Origin of the sequence: Pseudomonas sp. PA1(2017), from assembly GCF_001945375.1 — a bacterium.
GTDB lineage: Bacteria > Pseudomonadota > Gammaproteobacteria > Pseudomonadales > Pseudomonadaceae > Aquipseudomonas.
In genome coordinates, this window is record NZ_MSXU01000001.1 from 400957 (window position 1) to 417942 (window position 16986).

The following is a 16986-nucleotide window of genomic DNA, read 5'->3' on the forward strand; positions in this document are numbered from 1 at the left end:
GCATCGTTTCCCCGTCTCGATCGGTAAATGCTGACCGCTTGGTCATAAATTGCTGGCACCGTGCTATGTGGCGCGGCACACTCTCCTGTACGACGTTGCGAGTGGCAGGCTCAAGCCCGCCCGCTCGCAGTTGCCCAAGGCATTCAGCGCGCGCTTCGCCAAACAGACCGAATGCCCCGCCAGCGCATGACCCTCCGAGCCGGGACGCTCGCGAGCTGCGCGTGCACAGGACTCAGACTGCCATGCTGCCCACTCAGCCCAATGCCGACACCCTGTACCGCTTGCTGGTACAGAGCGTGGTCGACTACGCCATCTACCTGCTCAGCCCCGAAGGCATCGTCACCAACTGGAACGCCGGCGCCGAGCGTGCCAAGGGTTATCTGGCCGCGGAAATCGTCGGCCAGCATTTCTCTGTGTTCTACACCGCCGAGGACCGTGCCGCCGGCCTGCCTGGCAGAGGCCTGGAGACCGCTCGCAGCGAGGGCCGTTTCGAGGCCGAGGGCATGCGCGTGCGAAAGGACGGCACGCTGTTCTGGACCAGCGTGGTGATCGATGCCATCCACGATGACGACGGGCAACTGATTGGTTTCGCCAAGATCACCCGCGACATCACCGAGCGCCGCAAGAACGAGCTGGAGGTGCTCAAGGCCAAGGAACTGGCAGAGAACTACAGTGAGGAAATGGCCACGCTGTCGCGCTTTCTCGACTCGGTGATCGCCAACATCCCGGCCAGCGTGATCGTGCAGGACACCCAGAGTCGGCAGATCCTGCTGGCCAACCCGCAGGCCGAAAAACTGTTCGGCTGCCTGTCCCACGACATGCTCGGCCGCCGTGCCGACCAATGCCTGACGCCGGCCATCGCCCAGTTCATCGCGCAGCAGGCCGACCAGTGCATTCGCAGCGACGCCCTGCATCTGTCCGAGAGCTGCCTGGACACGCCCCTGGGCCCGCGCATGCTGCGCACCCGCGTGATGCAGAGCAGCGGCTCCGAGGCCCAGGCCAGCTACCTGTTGCTGATCGCCGAGGACGTGACCGACGAACTCGCCGCCCATGCGCAAATCCAGCACATGGCGCACCACGATGCACTGACTGGGTTGCCCAATCGCACGCTGTTCGCCGAGCGCCTCGACGAAGCGCTGCAGGAAGGCGCCGACAATTGCCGGCTGACCGCCGTGCTGTGCCTGGACCTGGACAACTTCAAGAACATCAACGATGCCCTCGGCCACGCCTTTGGCGACCGCCTGCTGCGCGCACTGGGCCTGCGTCTGAAGGCCGTGCTGCGCGAGCGCGATACCCTGGCCCGGCTCGGCGGCGATGAGTTCGCCGTGGTGCTCAATGGCCTGGACAGCGCCGAGGATGCCAGGCGTACCGCCCAGCGGCTGATTTCTGCGGTGGCGCCAGTGTTTCTGATCGAGGGGCACAGTTTCTCGGTTGGCGTCAGCATCGGCATCGCCATCTGCCCGGACGATCACCAGCAGGCCGACCAGCTGATGCGCTATGCCGACATGGCGCTCTACGAAGCCAAGCGCAATGGTCGCAACCGCTACGACTACTTTCACCCCGAGCTGGACGCCGCGGCGCGCCGGCGCCGCACCATGGAAACGGACCTGCGCACGGCACTGCACATGGGCCAGCTGCAGCTCTACTACCAGCCGATCATCGAGCCGAGCAGCACGCGGGTGTCCGGCTACGAGGCACTGATGCGCTGGCAGCACCCCAGCAACGGCCTGATCATGCCGCTGGATTTCATCCCCATCGCCGAGGAAACCGGGCTGATCCACGAAGTCGGCGCCCGTGCCCTGAACCTCGCCTGCCAGGAAGCGGCGACCTGGCCCGGCAAGCAGACGGTGGCCGTCAACCTGTCGCCGGTGCAGTTCAAGAGCGGCGACCTGGTCAAGGTCGTCAGCCTGGCGCTGGCGGATTCGGGGCTCGAGCCCGAGCGCCTGGAGCTGGAGATCACCGAATCGGTACTGCTGGAAGACTGCGAGAGCAACATCCACACCCTCAAGGCGCTCAAGGCCCTTGGCCTGAACATCGCGCTGGACGATTTCGGCACCGGTTACTCATCCCTGGGCTACCTGCGCTCGTTCTCCTTCGATCGCATCAAGATCGACAAGTCCTTCGTCCAGGACATGGGCAAGAGCCGCGAGGCGCTGTCGATCGTGCGGGCCATCACAGGCATGAGCGGCAGCTTGCTGATCAAGACTACTGCCGAGGGTGTGGAAACCGACGAGCAATTCGAGCAGCTCAAGGCCGAAGGCTGTTCGCACTTCCAGGGCTACCTGTTCGGGCGGCCGCAGCCGGCCAGCGAGCGAGTCGAGAGGCTCGACTAGGCCGATGGCGCAGATGGCAATGTGACACGCTTCACCAATCTTCATATCCGTCGACTGCCGGCGCCGCTAAAGATGGGCGACGGCAGGTCAAGGGCGGGTGTTTGGATTAGACTGGAGCGAATCGCTGGCGTCGGAATCCAGGCAGCACCTTCTGCCCTGGCACGCCGGCTTCACTTGCCCCGCTATCCGCATGGATGAGGACACCGAGTTGATCAAACGTTGCATGCAAACCCTTCTGCTGGGCCTCACGCTCGTCAGCGCTGCCAGCTGGGCGGAAATGGCGCCCCTGGAGGCCATGAACATGGCCGGCCTGCAGCGCAGCCTGGGGCAGATCATGGCCAAGGACTACATGATGATCGGCTCCGACGTGAAGGTCGATGAAGCCACCAAGCAGCTCAACACCAGCGTCGCGCTGTTCGAGGATCATCACGCCAAGCTCAAGGCTCACCCGACCAACAGCGAAGTGCAGGCCGGCCTGGCCCAGGTCGAGGTGATCTGGACGGCCTACCGCGCCATGGTCACCGCCAAGCCGGACAAGGCCCAGGCGCCGGCGGTGCTGGCCAAGGCCGAGGAGCTGGTCAAGCAAACCCAGCACGTCACCGATCTGTTCGAGAAGCACAACGGCGACGCCGCTTCCCATTCGATCAACCGCAGCGGCTGGAACCGCGTGCTCACCCAGCGCACCGCGATGTTCTACATGGCTCGCGCCTGGGGCGTGCAGGCGCCGAATCTGGATGCCAACTTCGAGGCATCGGTGAAGGAATTCGATGCCATCATGAAAGAGCTGCAGGCCGCCGGCGCGCCCAACGAGGAAATCGCCGCCGCCCTGCGCAAGACCGACGCGCGCTGGCAGTTCGCGACCAAGGCCTTCGCCTCCAAGGACTTCGTACCGACCATCGTGGCGGTGAACGCCGAATCGATGTTCCGCCAGCTCAACGAAATGACCCGCCTGTACGCCGGCCTCAAGGGCGACCAGCTCTGATCGCCTGGCTCGCCCCGCCGCTGCGGGGCGAGCCATCTCTCTTCTCTCTAGCGCTCCGCCCCCGGCGGATGGCCGAAATGCGCCCGATACGCATGGCTGAAGTTCGCCGGGCTGGTGTAGCCCAGGCGATAGGCGATCTGCGCCACCTGCCATTTGCGCTGGCGCAGTAGCGTGCGGGCCAGCTCCATGCGCTGCTGGCGTACGTACTGCAGCATCGATTGTCCAAACACCTGGCCGAAGGCGCGGCGCAGGGTGGTCTCGCCGACGCCCAGTTGCTGCGCCAGCGCCTGGCTGCCAGGCGGCTGCTCCAGGCTGGCATCGAGCAGGCGGCGCGCCTCGAAGGCCAGGTCGCGCTGGCCGCGCACCGGTTGTGGTGCCGAGCTCGCCCGGCCCTTGAAGTGCGCCGCCAGCTCCACCAGCACGGCCAGGCTCAGGCTTTCCTGGTGCAGGCGCTCCAGCGTGCCGTGATACGGCGACTGGTAGAGCCGCTGCAGCAGCCCGCCCAGGGCCTTGCAGCGCTGCAGCTCGGTAAAAAGGATGCCGTCGTCGAGCAGGCCGAGCAGCGGTTGCAGATCGGGATCTTCTTCGGCCAGTTCGTGCAGGTAGTCACCGGCGATGCGCAGGCCGGCCATGCGAGCGTGGCTGCCGGCCGGCAGCTGGTCGACGGCTTCCATGCATTCGCTCACCCCCAGCAGATGCGGTGTGCCGGGTGTGTAGCGATGCAGATGGCCATCGACGCGGTGCTCCCACCTGCCGTCGAGTACCTGCACGATGCACAGGCTGCCGGGTAGCACCTTGTGGATGCGCAGGGGTTCGGGAAACTGCAGGTCGCAATCGAAGTATTGCAGATGCGGGCGCACGGTGCGGGCACGGTAATGCCCGATGGCGCTGCCCATCACCCGCGGGGTGCTGGCGTCGAACACGCCCGCCTTGGCAAGGGCGGCCGGCTGCTCGAAGCAGAATTGCGTATCCAGGTAGGGGGTCCAGCGTTGCATCGGGAAGGGTGCATCCTCGGATGGTGGTGAAACACTTTGACATCATACTGGGATCGATCTTCGACCGGCAGTCGTTGTGGTCGAGCGCTTTATTGTTGTGCGCCGCGGCAGCGCGCCTAGGCACACCGCATCACGTTGATTTCAATGACCGATTTCAACGGGAGCAGGTGCATGAAGATTTTCGCGAGAACTACGGCGTTGCTGGCCATGGTATTGGCGCTGGCCAGCGGCCTGGTGCAGGCCGATCAACGCCCGGAAGTGGCGTCCAGGGTGGTGGCGTTTTCCGGCGAGCAGGGCGTGAAGGTATGGACGCTGCGCATCGGCGCACGGGGTGACAACCAGGCGCTGGTGCAGGTCGAGGGCGTGGACCATGACTGGGACATGCGCATCGAGCGCATGGCTGTGGAAAAGAACGCCGGGGACACCCGCTACAGCACCCAGGTCGATGGCAAGAAGTTCGTGGTGTTGCTGGTACGTAATGGCTGGGGTGAGCTGTACCTGCCCGGTGAAGCCAAGCCCCTGATGGTCGGCTACGACAACGGCCTGTCGGAGCAGGGCAATGCCCAGGCCTTTCTCACCGACTACCTGCAGGCGCGATAAGGTGCTGGCGCAGACGGCAGAGTGTTGAGCGGGCGGCTGATTGTTGTGAGTGCCAGCCGCTGCGCTGCCCAGGCTGTCTTACGGACCGGATAATCCGCGCATCATGTCTATGCGAGGATTTTTCCGATGAACCAGCCCCTGTCAACGCGCTTCTCCGACGACGGCGTGATGTACCCGCGTGGTGCCCAGCGTGACGCCGTGATCGCCGAGCTGACCCAGGTCATCGAGCGGGTTCCCGAGCAGATGGAGTTCACCAACACCAGGCGCTACTGGGTGCTCGGCCCGGTGCTGACCCTGGGCGCGCTGGGCATCCTGTGGAGCGGCTTCAGTTTCGGCAAGACCGGCCTGGTGATTTGCGGTGGCTTCATGACGCTGTTTTTCATGTTGCTCACTTGGCAGCACCGCAACGCCGGCCGCGAGGTGTTCATGCGCCTGACCCGCCGCGAGCTGCATCACACCGCGCTCAGTGGCCCCGTGGACCTGACCAAGGTGGTCGACGTATTCGTCAAGGACGAAGGCTTGCTGACCCTGCAGAAACTGACCCTGAGCGACACCGCCTCGCTGCCGACCCACCGCCCGGTGTCGGTGCTGTTCGGCAACCAGGCGATGGCGCTGAAAAAGCCTCAGCCCCATGTGCGCATCAATTCCGCCGGCGTGGCCACTGGCGGCAGCAAGCTCGATATCGATGACCTGCACGCCCTGCTGACCGCCTACGTGCAGGCCGCCCTGGCCCAGCAACAGCTCGATGCCCTGAAACAGCATGGATGATGCCAGCCGCGCGGCGCTGCTCAGCGAGCTGCAGGCCCAGGCCGACGGCCCGCAGCAGCGTCACGAAATCCACGAGCGTGCCTCCGGGCAGGCACTGTGCAGCGCCCTGGGGGCCGCGCTACTGCTGTTCATCGGCGGCTGGCTGGTCAGCCTGCCGAGCATCATCCACATGCGTTCGGCGCAATGGCTATGCTGGGTGCCCGGCGCCTTGCTGCTGGCGGCTGGCCTGGCGCTGCTGGCCTGCGCCGAGGCGTTCAGCCGCCGTAATGGCCGCCGAGCCATGCTGCTGACCGCCGACGGCGTGCAATTTGCCAACGCCCGTGAGGCAACGCCCTGGGACTGCTTCGATGCCTTCGAGATCGAGCAGCATCACCTGAGCACGGCGTTGGTGTTCTCGGTGATGGCCGGTCAGCGCGTGCAGGGGCTCACGGCGCCAGGCTTCAAATCGCTGGCCGCGCCGGATGCACGCTCGGTCGCCGCGGGCATGCGCCTGCGGCTGTGGCTGTTCAACCCGATGCTCGGCGACCGCCGTCTGGATATCGAGGCGCTGACCGACCTGCTCTATGCGTACCTGCAAGCCGCCCAGGCGCGGCGTACCCTGGGCAAGCTGTTCCCAGAGATTCAGCGCTTCTCGGCGGTGCGCCACAGCACTGGCCAGTAGGTCGAATCCAGGCCGAGGCAGGTGCCCAGTATGCTGGCGTGGAGCGGCACGAAGCCCTGGCCGTCGTAGCGCCAGCGCTGGGTAAAGCCGCAGCCACCCATGCCCATGGCCAGCGTGAAGCTGCTCAGCTCACCGCTGGCCGGGTCGAATTCGACGCTGCCATTGGGTGGTAGGTCCTCGAAGACGGGTATCTCGGCGATGCGCGCTTTGCGCGCATGCTGCGGCTGATCGAGCGGTGCCTGATACAGGCTGTAGGCGCAGTTGTAGGCGCCGCAGCCGGTCTTGAGGATGACCAGCGCCTCGCGGTCACTGAGCGCGAAGGCCTGGCCCTCGGGCAGTTCATCCTCATACATCTCCGGCTGCCAGTCATTGCGCATCGCCTCGCGCACCGTGTCCAGCAGGCGCTTGCTCTCTGCCTCGCTCAGCGCTTCGGGCGCTTGCCAGGTTGGTGCAAGGGGCGCGGCCGGGGCGGGCGGTACGCTGTTTGCCGGGTTGCTGCCTTTGCGTAGCAGCGCCGTGGTGGTGGCCAGGCGACCCTGGACCGAATCCATCAACAGCAAGGCGGCGCTCATGCCGCTGAGCGAGGTCACCGCCTCGCCTTGCTCGGTCGGTAATACCAGGCGCTGGCCATTGCGCAGCTCGGCGATCAGCGCCTGTGCGTCGCTGCCCTCGACGCTGTAAACCTCCGGCACCGAACCCTCGGTCAGTTTGCCCGGCTGCAGCTTCACCTTCAGCGGCTTGCCATCGAGCAGCGGCTGGCCGCTGGCCTTGTTGTAGCTGAACAGGCCGACATGCAGCGCACCTTCGGGGCCGGCTTCACGGTTCACGCTCAGGCTCCAGGTGGGCAGCGTCTGTACGTCTTCTTCGGTGGCGTTGGACAGCGCCGTGCACTGGCGTGTGTTGTCACAGGCCACCAGCCAGTCCTTGAGGTTGCTGTAGAGCGGCACCTGCTCGGCGGCGCCGGCGCTACCGGCAGCCAGGGCGACGAGCAGGGCGAGGGGGCGACGAATCATGGGCGAACCTGCGCAGGGAAAAGTGCCATTAGGGCAGGTTTGGTGGGCGGCGCCTAGCGGCTGGCTGCCGCGCACAACAGACGGGACGTGCCGCACATTTTCGGGCTCAGAACCTGTTCAAAGTCTGCTGCGCGTCGGCACTGCGGCGTTAAAAACAGGCTGGATTGCCAGCCCAGTCGGACTGCTCATTTACAGCTCGTAAACTCCGCGTCCTCGCCTGTTTTTGCGGGGCCGCCCAGGCCTTGCATTGCTCTAGCTCGCGAGACTTTGAACAGGTTCTCAGAACGAGGCGATGATTCGCCCCAGGGTCTGCATTGCCTGTTCGCTCTGGGCGGTCCACGGGTGGCCGTGATTGAGCCGCGCGCAATGGCCGAAACCGCGAGTGGCCGAGAAGATCGGCCCTGGCGCGAGGCTGATGCCCTGGGCCAGCGCCAGGCGAAACAACTGCAGGGCGTCGACCCGCTCGGCGAACTCGAACCACAGGAAGTAGCCGCCGCTTGGCCTCGTTACTCGCGTGTCTGCCGGGAAGTGCCGGGCGGCCGAGGCGAGCATCGAGCCCTGCTGGCTTTCCAGCTGGTGGCGCAGCTTGCGCAGGTGGCGGTCGTAGCCGCCGTGCTGCAGGTAATCGGCCAGCGCCGCTTGGGCGGGCACCGACGGTGAAATGGTGGTCATCAGCTTGAGCCGGGCGATGCGCTGGGCATGGCGCCCGCCCGCCACCCAGCCGACCCGGTACCCCGGCGCCAGGCATTTGGAAAACGAGCCGCAGTGCATCACCAGGCCCTCGCGGTCGAAGCTCTTCACCGGTTTCGGCGGCTGTGCGCCGTAGTGCAGTTCGGCGTACACGTCGTCTTCGATCAACGGCACCTGATGGCGCTGCAGCAGTTCGTAGAGCGCGGCCTTCTTGGTGTCGCTCATACTTGCGCCGAGCGGGTTCTGCAGGCTGCTCATGAACCAGCAGGCCTTGATCGGCAAGCGCTGCAGGCTGTCGGCCAGGCTGTCCAGGTCGATGCCTTCACGCGGATGCACGGGAATTTCTACCGCCTTGAGCTTGAGCCGCTCCAGCACCTGCAGGGTGGCGTAGAACGCCGGGCTTTCGATGGCCACCAGGTCGCCCGGTTCGGTTACCGACTGCAGGCAAAGGTTGAGCGCTTCCATGGCGCCGTTGGTGATCACCAGCTCTTCGAGCGGCAGGCGTACGCCGCTGAGCATATAGCGCAGGGCGATCTGCCGGCGCAGGTCCGGGTTGCCCTCGGTCATGTCGGCGATCACCGCGTGGTTCGGCATGTCGCGCACGCTCTGCGCCATGGAACGGGCCAGGCGCGGCAGTGGAAACAACTCCGGGCTGGGGAACGCCGAGCCGAACGGCACGGTGTGTGGATCCTTCAGCGAGCCGAGTACCGAGAACACCAGTTCACTGACGTCCACCTCGGTGGCCTGGGCGGCGCCCGCGCGCAACTGCGGCTCGTGCAGCGGCCGTTTGGCATGCTCGCGCACGAAGTAACCGGAGCGTGCACGGGCCTGGATCAGCCCGCGGTCTTCGAGCAGGTAATAGGCCTGGAAAACGGTCGAGGCACTGACGCCATAGGTGCGGCTGGCGTGGCGCACCGAAGGCACCTTTTCACCAGGCGCCAACAGACCCGAACGGATCAGGGTGGCGATTTCGTCGGCGAGTTTCTCGTAGCGTTTCATGGCGTACCCGATGCGCAGGAATGCAGGCATGCCACGACAGCGCGGCACCCAAGGATGTTACAGAAGATATCAGATTTAAGAATTGGTGAATTTTGCATATCAGATAGAGCGCCGCTTGCCGCTTGACCTGCCGCTGATTTATTGAGCGAGAGGCGCTAAACAGAATTCTGAAATACCCATCTGATATGGTTTTTTGCGAGTTATCTGAGGCTGTTTTGCTTTTGCCTGCTTGCCCATAGTGGCGGCCCTGTCTGCCGCGTTCCATGGCGCAAGGGGCCTGTCATGTATCACTACGACGAGTACGACCACGCACTGGTGCGCGAGCGGGTCGCGCAGTTTCGCGACCAGGTGCAGCGACGCCTGAGCGGCGAGCTGAGCGAGGAGGAGTTCCTGCCGCTGCGTTTGCAGAACGGCCTGTACCTGCAGAAGCATGCCTACATGCTGCGTGTGGCGATTCCCTACGGCACCCTATCGGCCCGCCAGCTGCGCACCCTGGCGTCCATCGCCCGTGACTACGACCGCGATTACGGCCACTTCACCACGCGCCAGAACATCCAGTTCAACTGGATCGAGCTGGAGCAGGTGCCGGATATTCTCGAGCGCCTGGCCGAGGTCGAGATGCACGCCATCCAGACCTCGGGCAACTGCGTGCGCAACATCACCACCGAAGCCTTCGCGGGCGTGGCGGCCGATGAGTTGCTCGACCCGCGGCCGCTGGCCGAGATCCTCCGGCAGTGGTCGACGGTAAATCCGGAATTCCTGTTTCTGCCGCGCAAATTCAAGATCGCCCTGTGCGCCGCCAGAGAGGATCGCGCCGCGGTACCGATGCACGACGTCGGCCTGTATCTGTACCGCGATGCCGCCGGTGAGCTGCTGGCGCGGGTGATGGTCGGCGGCGGCCTGGGACGTACACCGATCCTCAGCCAGGTGATTCGCGATGGCCTGCCGTGGCGCCATTTGCTGTCTTACGTCGAAGCGATTCTGCGGGTCTATAACCGCCATGGCCGGCGTGACAACAAGTACAAGGCGCGCATCAAGATTCTGGTCAAGGCACTGGGCATCGAGGCCTTCGCCAGGGAAGTCGAGGCCGAGTGGCAGCACATCAAGGACGGCCCCGCCGAGCTCACCGACGCCGAATACCAGCGCGTCGCCGCCACCTTCGCGCCGCCGGTTTACGCGGCGCTGTCGGACACCGATCTGGATCTCGGCACCGCCCTTGCCGGCGATGCCGCCTTCGCCCGCTGGGTGTCGCGCAACGTGCAGCCTCACAAGATGCCGGGCTACGCCAGCGTGGTGCTGTCGACCAAATCAGGTGCCAGCCTGCCGCCGGGCGACGTGACCTCGGCACAGATGGACGCCGTCGCCGAGCTGGCCGAGCGTTACGGCTTCGGTGAAATCCGCGTGGCCCATGAACAGAACCTGGTGCTGCCCGACGTACGCAAGGCCGACCTGCACGGGCTCTGGCAGCGGGCGCTGGAGATCGGTCTGGGCAGCGCCAATATCGGCCTGCTCACCGACGTGATCGCCTGCCCCGGCGGCGATTACTGCGCCCTGGCCAACGCCAAGTCGATCCCCATCGCCCAGGCCATCCAGCAACGTTTCGAGGATGCCGAGGCGCTGCACGCCTTGGGCGACATCAGCCTGAATATCTCCGGCTGCATGAATGCCTGCGGCCACCACCACATTGGCAACATCGGCATTCTCGGCGTCGACAAGAACGGCAGCGAGTGGTACCAGGTGACCATCGGCGGCGCCCAGGGCAAGGCCAGCGCACTGGGCAAGGTGATCGGCCCCTCGTTCAGCGCCGCCGAGGTGCCGGACGTCATCGAGCGCCTGGTCGAGACCTTCGACGAGCAGCGCCAGGGTAACGAACGGTTCATCGACACCGTGCAGCGCGTTGGCATCGAGCCCTTCAAGGCGCAGGTGTATCGCCAGGCGGAGGCGCCGGCATGAACAACCTGATCAGCCTGCGCGACGGCGCGCCACGCATCGTCACCGACGACCCTTGGGTGCTATCCCGTGATGGCGAGATCACGGAGCAGCAGCCCTTGATTCTGCCGTTGGCGCGCTGGCGCGAGCGGCAGGAGGCTGGCGCGCAAACCCGCTGCGACGGCCTGCTGCTGAGCCCCGACGACGAGCCCCTGGATTTGCAGCCCTGGCTCGCCGTGTTGCCCCTGATCGCCATCGACTTCCCCAGCTTTCGCGACGGCCGCGGCTACAGCCAGGCCTACCTGCTGCGCACTCGCCTGGGCTGGCGCGGGGAACTGCGCGCGGTCGGCGACGTGCTGCGCGACCAGCTCGCCCACATGCGCCAGTGCGGCTTCGACAGCTTCGCGGTGCGCGAGGACAAGCCCGTGCACGATGCCCTCAAGGGCCTGGCCGGCATGAGCGTGCAGTACGGCCGTTCGGTCATCGAGCCGCGGCCGCTGTTCCGTCGCCGATCCCTCTGATTCTCACTGACCCAAGGAGCCCGCGCGCCGCCAGCCGGCGCCGTATCGACACATGCTCGGAAAACTCACTCTCGACGCCATACCCCTGCACGAGCCCATCCTCGTCGTCACCATGATCCTGGTGGCGCTCGGCGGCCTGGGCCTGTTCGCCGCGCTGACCTACTTCAGGAAGTGGGGCTGGCTGTGGCGCGAATGGCTGACCTCGGTCGACCACAAGAAAATCGGCGTGATGTACGTGATCGTCGCCCTGATCATGCTGCTGCGCGGCTTCGCCGACGCCATCATGATGCGCACCCAGCTGGCCGTGGCCACCGGCGGCGCCGAGGGTTACCTGCCGCCCCATCACTACGACCAGATCTTCACCGCCCACGGCGTGATCATGATCTTCTTCGTCGCCACGCCCTTGGTGGTTGGGCTGATGAACATCGTCACGCCGCTGCAGATCGGCGCCCGCGACGTGGCCTTTCCGCTGCTCAACTCGCTGAGCTTCTGGCTGTTCGTCGGCGGCGTGCTGCTGACCAACATCTCGCTGTTCGTCGGCGAGTTCGCCATGACCGGTTGGGTCGCCTATCCGCCGCTTTCGGGCATCGAGTACAGCCCGGGCGTCGGCGTCGACTACTTCATCTGGAGCCTGCAGCTCTCGGGGCTCGGCACGCTGCTCACCGGGGTCAACTTCCTGGTCACCATCCTCAAGATGCGCGCGCCGGGCATGGGCCTGTTCCAGATGCCGATCTTCACCTGGACCATCCTGTGCACCAGCGTGATCATCTGCGCGGCGTTCCCGATCCTCACCGTGGCCCTGGCGATGCTGACGCTGGACCGCTACCTGGATTTCCACCTGTTCACCAACACCGCCGGCGGCAGCCCGATGATGTACGTGAACCTGGTGTGGGCCTGGGGCCACCCCGAGGTTTACCTGTTGATACTGCCGGCCTTTGGGGTGTTCTCCGAAGTCACCGCGACCTTCGCCCGCAAGCGTCTGTTCGGCTATCACTCGATGGTCTGGGCCACCGTGGCGATCACCCTGTTGTCGTTCGTGGTGTGGCTGCACCACTTCTTCACCATGGGCTCGGGGGCGAGCGTCAACGCCTTCTTCGGCATCATGACCATGATCATCGCGGTACCCACCGGGGTGAAGATCTTCACCTGGCTGTTCACCATGTACCGTGGCCGCCTGGAGTTCACCACGCCGGTGCTGTGGACCCTGGGCTTCATCATCACCTTTTCCATCGGCGGCATGACCGGCGTGCTGCTGGCGGTGCCCGGTGCGGATTTCCTGCTGCACAACAGCCTGTTCCTGGTCGCCCACTTCCATAACGTGATCATCGGCGGCGCAGTGTTCGGCTACATGGCGGGCATCACCTACTGGTTCCCGAAAGTGTTCGGTTTCCGGCTGCACGAAGGCTGGGGCAAGGCATCGTTCTGGTTCTGGATCGTCGGTTTCTACCTGGCCTTCATGCCGCTCTACATCCTGGGCTTCATGGGCATGACCCGGCGCCTGAACACCACCACCAATCCCGAGTGGGAGCCGTACCTGTACGTGGCCGTGGTCGGCGCCGTGCTGATCGGTTTGGGCATTCTGTGCACGTTGATCCAGATCGCCGTGTCGATCATCAAGCGCAAGGAACTGGCCGACCACACCGGCGATCCGTGGGATGCTCGCACCCTGGAATGGTCGACCTCGTCGCCACCGCCGTTCTACAACTTTGCGATCACGCCGCGTGGCGACCGCGTCGACGAATTCCACGAGCAGAAGCGCGACGGTCGCCCACCCGCACCGAGCAAATTCCGCCCCATCCATATGCCGCGCAACACCGGCATAGGCCTGATCGCCTCGGCGTTCATGACCCTGATGTGCTTCGCGCTGATCTGGCACATCTGGTGGCTGGTGGGCGTGACCTTCATCGCCAGCATCGCCTGCTTCATCGTGCGCAGCTACGACGAGGACACCGACTACTACGTGCAGCCGGAGGAGATTGCGCGGATCGAGGCGGCGGGAAAGGGCTGAGTGACTAATGCCGGTGTTCCAACTGCACCCGAGCTGCACTTTGGCTGATGCAAAAAAAGAGCGGGACCTTCAGTCCCGCTCTTTGTTCGGCAGTCAGCGAATTTCGCGGTTCAGAAATCTACCGTCGCGCTGACCGAGAGCGTGCGTGGTGCCCCGAGGACCATGTAGTTGGAATTAGGGAAACCGCCAGCGGACGCCCAATAGTCACGGCCTGTGGCGTTATCCAGTCGGGCACGCAAGGTAACGTCGCGCTCGTCCAGCTTGAGCTTATAGCGTGCCCCCAGATCCAGACGGGTCCAGGACGGCAGCCTCAGGTCATTGTCGGCGCTGGCGTACTGCTTGCCGGTGTGCACGACAAGGCTTGTGAGCGTCAGGCCGGCTACGCCCGGGACGTCCCACTCGCCACCTAGGTTAGCCTGCACCTTGGGTACACCGATGGCGTCATTGCCATCGTTGACGCCGTTGAGGGTCTTCGTCTGTTCGGCATTGAGCAGCGTCACACCACCCAGCACACGGATACCGAGGACAGGCTCGCCGAACGCCGACAGCTCGATGCCACGGTTACGCTGTTCACCACCTTCACGGAAAACTTGGTTTTCGACGAGGCCGAATGGCCGCTCTGTTTGGAACACGGCGATGCTACCGCCCAGCGCGCCGCCGTCATACTTCAGGCCGACCTCGGTCTGCTTGGCGACGTACGGAGCCAACGAGGTTCCAGCATTGAGCACCGGTAGCCCGCCGGATGTCGCTGGCGCGGCATCTCCCTTGGTCAGCCCTTCGATGTAGTTGGCATAGGCTGACAGTTCATCCGTCAGCTTATACACCACCCCTGCGACCGGCGTGATCTCATGGTCATCAAACTGGCCGCTGCGGTCGCCTGTCTGCGACGAGTAGCTCTTTGTCTCGATGCCCTGCCAGCGCGCACCTAGCGTGACTAGCAGGCGGTCGTCGAGAAAGCCCAGGGTATCAGCGAGCGCCAAGCTCTTGGTATGCGTGCGTTCCGTGACATGAGGATCGGAAAGATCGCCACCATCGTAAGTGATGGTCGTGGGCTGGGGCACATCGATCGGATCGTAAAGATTGCCGCTGAAGGTGGAATAGAACTTGTTGGCGTTCTTTTCTTGCGAGTCGAAAACCGCAACGGACGTCACTAGTTCATGCGACACGGTCCCCGTTTGCAAATTGGCTCGCAGGCCCGCTTCGCCAGTAAAGACGCTGTCTTCGCGATAGTTCTCAAAGGGTGTGATGCTTGTCGCCCCGTCGGGGGTAGCGTTCGGATTGGCCAGCCGGTTCTTCTCCTCTCCGTCACGTACACCGGCGGCCAGCCAGCCGGTGAGCGAATCCGCGAAATCGTACTCGGCGCGGAAGGTGCCGAAGGTCTGCTTTTCCTTGGAGTAGGTCCATGGTTGGGCAAAATTATCTTTGGCGTCCGGTGCGCTTGGGATGCCTCCATTGGGAGTCACGCTGGGGCGTGGGTTATCGAGAAAGTGATATTGATGGCCGATATCCGCCGAGAGGCGCAGCCTGTCACCCTGGTAATCCACCCCCAGAGCGAACATATCCAGGGTCTGGTCTTCGTCCTTGACGCCTGTCTCACCATCCCGCTTGGAAGCGTTGAGGCGCACGCCGAAACGGTTCTCAGGGCCGAAGCGCCGAGCGATATCGGCGCCCACCGTACCCTGGCCACCGCTGTCTGCACCTACGGTCAATCTGGTCAGCGGTTCGTTGGGTGCACGCTTGGGCAGGATGTTGACGGTACCGCCGATGCCGGTGCCACCTGGTGCGGCGCCATTGAGGAAGGCGCTTGCGCCGCGGAATACTTCGACCCGTTCGATGAATTCGGAGGCCACATATTGGCGCGGCAGCAGGCCGTATAGGCCGTTATAGGAGATATCGTCCGAGTAAAGTGGGAAACCACGCACCACGTACAGTTCTTGGAAGTTGCCAAAGCCGCGGGCAATCCGTACAGAAGGGTCGTTCTGCAGAACGTCGGCGACACTGCGGGCCTGCTGATCCTCGATCAACTGCGATGTGTAGTTGGTGGAGGTGAACGGCGTATCCATGTAGTCCTTGTTGCCAAGAATCCCCACGCGCCCGCCGCGTGCTACCTGCCCACCCTCGAATTCAGGCACCAGGCCTTCGCGTGAGGCATCGGCACTGGCGGAGATCGCTGTTTCCTCCAGTTCGAGCGATGCACCCGCCGCATCGTCCACTTCGGCTGACTGCGCTTCCTGTGGCGAGGTGTCCAGCGAGGTTTGCGCATAGACAGCCGCAGAGGAAAAGCTGGCTGCAAGGCACACGGGCAGCCACAGGGAGGTCAGCGTGGTCTTGTTTGGCGTACGAGGAATAGACATGAGCAATCCTGCTGATCGCATGATCGAAGGTAGTAGGGAGGGTAAAGATAGAGGTGTGACGAATAATAATCTATATCATTCGTTGACTTTGTAGATATAGGGCTTGGGCGTTCTCAACCACCACCGCTGCGCAGCCTCTTGCAATCCAACAGCTCCTTCACTTCAGAAATTCAAGAAGATGCCCGACCACGAAGTCGGGCGCCTCTTCGGGGATATAGTGCCCGCACGGGGCGATCACGCCTGTCACGTTATCGGCCACCTGCCTCATCATGCTTTCCATCATGCTGCCCAGTGCCGCCTCGCCGCCCATGGCCAGTACCGGCATCTCTAGGCGCTTGCGCGCATGCACATGGTTCTGCGCCATGCTGTCGAACAGCGCCCGGTAATAGTTGGCTGCCGCTCGCCAGGCGCCTGGCGCGGAGTAACAGCGGACGTATTCGGCCAGCGCCCGCGGTTCGAGCCAGCCGCTGTTGGCGCTCTTGGCATGGAAGAGCCAACTGAGAAAAGCGTGTTCGCGGCCGCTGATCAGTGCCTCGGGCAGGTCCGCCTGGGCGAGAAAAAAGAAGTGCCAGTTCTTGCTGATGCGTTCTGGCTCGAAGGCGTACATCTGCGCTGGCGCGAGGCCGGGCACGGTGGCGTCCAGCAGGGCCATCCGGCGAACCTGCTGTGGGAACAGGCTGGTGTAGGCATAGCCGATCCATACCCCCACATCGTGGCCCACGAAATCGAAGCGCTTCCAGCCCAGGGCTTGGGTCAATTCATGCAGGCGCCTAGCCACGCTGTCGGTGTCATAGCCGCCGTAGGGTTTGTCCGAGTCGCCGAGGCCGGGCGGGTCCATGGCAACCACCGTGTAATGCTCGGCGAGCGCCAGCATGGTCTTGCGCCAGGCGTACCAGGTCTGCGGCCAGCCGGGTACCAGCAGCATCGGTGTGCCTTGGCCGCCGATCACGTAATGCAGGCGCTCGCCCGCAGCGCCTTGCATGCGGTGTTCGAAGATCGAAGCGAAGGCGGCTTCGTCATGAGTCGTGTCGTTCATCGCCAATTCCTCGTGGTGTTGTGTACCTATCCTAGGGCGCGGCGATCAACAGAAAATCGGCAGTGGCGTAACATCACTCATAACGGTGAGTGATGAG

13 protein-coding genes are annotated in these 16986 nt (G+C 64.1%); 8 read left to right on the forward strand and 5 right to left on the reverse strand.

Annotated features, from left to right (window positions below; genetic code table 11):
* Nucleotides 1-242: 242 nt before the first annotated feature.
* Nucleotides 243-2333: a bifunctional diguanylate cyclase/phosphodiesterase gene (locus BVH01_RS01805; RefSeq protein WP_075928692.1), complete on the forward strand. Its 2091-nt coding sequence runs from the start codon at nt 243-245 to the stop codon at nt 2331-2333.
* Nucleotides 2334-2556: 223 nt separating this feature from the next.
* On the forward strand, nt 2557-3315 hold the full coding sequence (locus BVH01_RS01810; RefSeq protein WP_256562682.1) for a type IV pili methyl-accepting chemotaxis transducer N-terminal domain-containing protein: 759 nt from the start codon (nt 2557-2559) through the stop codon (nt 3313-3315).
* 47 nt (nt 3316-3362) lie between these two features.
* Here BVH01_RS01810 and BVH01_RS01815 read toward each other — a convergent pair whose 3' ends face one another.
* On the reverse strand, nt 3363-4310 hold the full coding sequence (locus BVH01_RS01815) for an AraC family transcriptional regulator (RefSeq protein ID WP_075928693.1): 948 nt from the start codon (nt 4308-4310) through the stop codon (nt 3363-3365).
* Between the two features lie 171 nt (nt 4311-4481).
* On the opposite strand from BVH01_RS01815, the gene BVH01_RS01820 reads away from it, so the two are divergent.
* From BVH01_RS01820 to BVH01_RS01830, 3 genes are all read left to right on the forward strand, one after another.
* Nucleotides 4482-4910 (forward strand): hypothetical protein, encoded by a 429-nt coding sequence (locus BVH01_RS01820; protein ID WP_075928694.1) that lies wholly within the window; start codon nt 4482-4484, stop codon nt 4908-4910.
* A gap of 126 nt (nt 4911-5036) precedes the next feature.
* On the forward strand, nt 5037-5678 hold the full coding sequence (locus BVH01_RS01825; RefSeq protein WP_075928695.1) for a hypothetical protein: 642 nt from the start codon (nt 5037-5039) through the stop codon (nt 5676-5678).
* Nucleotides 5671-6339, forward strand: coding sequence for a hypothetical protein (locus BVH01_RS01830; protein ID WP_075928696.1), 669 nt, complete (start codon nt 5671-5673; stop codon nt 6337-6339). Before BVH01_RS01825 ends, BVH01_RS01830 begins: the two co-directional genes overlap by 8 nt.
* Here the strand turns inward: BVH01_RS01830 and BVH01_RS01835 are convergent.
* Complete coding sequence (locus tag BVH01_RS01835; protein ID WP_075928697.1) at nt 6300-7352, reverse strand: DUF1176 domain-containing protein; 1053 nt, start codon at nt 7350-7352, stop codon at nt 6300-6302. The two genes, BVH01_RS01830 and BVH01_RS01835, sit on opposite strands and share 40 nt — an antisense overlap.
* 279 nt (nt 7353-7631) lie before the next feature.
* Nucleotides 7632-9041 carry a GntR family transcriptional regulator MpaR gene (gene mapR / locus BVH01_RS01840; RefSeq protein WP_075929118.1) on the reverse strand — a complete coding sequence of 470 codons (1410 nt, stop codon included), beginning with the start codon at nt 9039-9041 and terminating at the stop codon, nt 7632-7634.
* Nucleotides 9042-9323: 282 nt separating this feature from the next.
* On the opposite strand from mapR, the gene BVH01_RS01845 reads away from it, so the two are divergent.
* From BVH01_RS01845 to cyoB, 3 genes are read left to right on the forward strand one after another with little or no spacing between them, the layout of a single operon-like run.
* Nucleotides 9324-10994, forward strand: coding sequence for a nitrite/sulfite reductase (locus BVH01_RS01845; RefSeq protein WP_075928698.1), 1671 nt, complete (start codon nt 9324-9326; stop codon nt 10992-10994).
* Complete coding sequence (locus BVH01_RS01850; protein WP_075928699.1) at nt 10991-11491, forward strand: DUF934 domain-containing protein; 501 nt, start codon at nt 10991-10993, stop codon at nt 11489-11491. Before BVH01_RS01845 ends, BVH01_RS01850 begins: the two co-directional genes overlap by 4 nt.
* Nucleotides 11492-11543: 52 nt before the next feature.
* Nucleotides 11544-13499 (forward strand): cytochrome o ubiquinol oxidase subunit I, encoded by a 1956-nt coding sequence (cyoB, locus tag BVH01_RS01855; RefSeq protein WP_075928700.1) that lies wholly within the window; start codon nt 11544-11546, stop codon nt 13497-13499.
* Nucleotides 13500-13609: 110 nt separating this feature from the next.
* Here cyoB and BVH01_RS01860 read toward each other — a convergent pair whose 3' ends face one another.
* Both BVH01_RS01860 and BVH01_RS01865 read right to left on the reverse strand, forming a co-directional pair.
* Nucleotides 13610-15853, reverse strand: coding sequence for a TonB-dependent siderophore receptor (locus BVH01_RS01860; protein WP_075928701.1), 2244 nt, complete (start codon nt 15851-15853; stop codon nt 13610-13612).
* 157 nt (nt 15854-16010) lie between these two features.
* Nucleotides 16011-16889 carry an alpha/beta fold hydrolase gene (locus tag BVH01_RS01865; RefSeq protein WP_075928702.1) on the reverse strand — a complete coding sequence of 293 codons (879 nt, stop codon included), beginning with the start codon at nt 16887-16889 and terminating at the stop codon, nt 16011-16013.
* Between the last annotated feature and the right edge of the window lie 97 nt (nt 16890-16986).